Origin of the sequence: Streptomyces sp. CBMA123, assembly GCF_014596465.1 — a bacterium.
Lineage (GTDB): Bacteria > Actinomycetota > Actinomycetes > Streptomycetales > Streptomycetaceae > Kitasatospora.
Genome location: NZ_MECK01000464.1, coordinates 1 through 1,683, shown reverse-complemented (window position 1 = coordinate 1,683; position 1,683 = coordinate 1). Strand labels below are relative to the sequence as shown.

The following is a 1,683-nucleotide window of genomic DNA, read 5'->3' as shown; positions in this document are numbered from 1 at the left end:
GCCCTTGGCGCCGGGCGGCCGGCGCCAAGGACGCCACCGTCCACCTCGCCAAGGCCGCCAAGACCGCCGAGGAGGTGCTCGGCCGGGCCAACCAGGACGCCGAGGCCGCCCGCGGCGAGGCCTCCGCCGAGGCCGAGCGGATCCGGGCCGAGGCGCACGCGGAGGCCCAGCGGCTGCGCGAGCAGGCCCAGGCCGCCGTGGAGCAGGCCCAGAACGCCGCCCTGGACGACGCCGCCGCGATCCGCGAGCGGATCGAGCAGATGCAGGACGAGGCGGCCCGGCTGCGCGCCGAGGCCGAGGAGCTGCGCGCCCAGGCCGCCGCCGAGGCCGACCGGGCCCGGAGCGACGCCCGCCGCCAGGCCGTCCTGCAGATCGAGGAGTCGGCGAAGAACGCCGAGGAGCTGCTCACCAGGGCCAAGGCCGACGCGGACGAGCTGCGCGCGGGTGCCGCCGGGGAGATCGAGCGGCTGCGCGAGCAGGCCCAGGAGCAGGCCGCCGAAACCCAGGGCCGGGCCGAGCAGACCCTGGCCCGGGCCCGCGCCGAGGCCGGGAAGATCACCTCCGCGGCCGAGCAGCAGGGCCAGGACGCCCTGGCCGCCGCCAAGGCCGCGGCCGCCGAGAACCGCACCGCCGCCGAGCGGGAGACCGCCGAACTCCGGCGCACCGCCGCCGAGTTCGATCAGCGGGTGCGCTCCGAGGCGAACGCCGCCGCGGAGGCCGTGACGGCCGAGGCCCAGGCCGAGGCGAACGCCGTCCGGGACGCCGCGGTCGCCGACGCCGAGCGGGTGCGCACCGAGGCCGACACCGAGGCCGCCCGGACCAGGGCCGAGGCCGAGGCCGCCGCGAACGCGCTCGGCGAGGAGAGCCGGCGCGCGCACGAGGAGGCCGCCGCCGAGCTGCACCGCGAGCGCGAGGAGACCGCCGAGCAGCTGGCCGGCGCCCGGACCGCCCGCGAGCAGGCCGAGCAGGGCGCCGCCGAGCTGACCGAGCGCACCGCGCGGGAGACCGCCGAGGTCCGCGAGGCCGCCGAGGCCTACGCCGAGCGTGTCCGGACCGAGGCCGAGCGGACGGCCGCCGACCTCACCGAGCGCACCGCCGCCGAGACCACCGAGCTGCGCACCGACGCCGAGGCCTACGCCGACCGCGTCCGGACCGAGGCCGAGCGGACGGCCGCCGACCTCACCGAGCGCACCGCCGCGGAGACCACCGAACTGCGCGAGAGCGCCGACCGGTACGCCGCCGAGCAGCGCGCCGAGGCCGAGCAGGCCGCCGCCGAACTGCGCGCCCTCACCCAGCAGGAGACCGCCCAGCACCGCGAGAGCGCCGAGGCGTACGCCGACCGCGTCCGCACCGAGGCCGAGCAGCACAGCACGGAGCTGCGCGCCGAGGCCGAGCAGTACGCCGTCGACCGCCGCACGGAGGCCGACGAGCTGCTGGAGCAGGCCGGCACCGCCGCCGAGCAGCGCCGGGCGGAGGCCGCCCAGGACGCCAAGGCCACCCGGGAGAAGGCCGCCGCCGAGCTGGCGCTGGCCAACGAGCAGGCCGAGACGGTCCGGGCCGAGGCCGGCCGGGAGCTGTCCGAGGCCCGGGCCACCGCCGAGGACATCCGCGCCGAGGCCGCCGCCGAGCTGGCACAGGCGCGCGCCGACGGCGAGGACCTGGTGGCCGCCGCCCGCGCCGAGG

The 1,683-nt window shown here is 79.6% G+C and carries 1 pseudogene; it reads left to right on the top strand.

The features are described from left to right. Positions 1-1,683: pseudogene (locus BG452_RS34270) on the top strand (hypothetical protein); the annotation flags it as partial.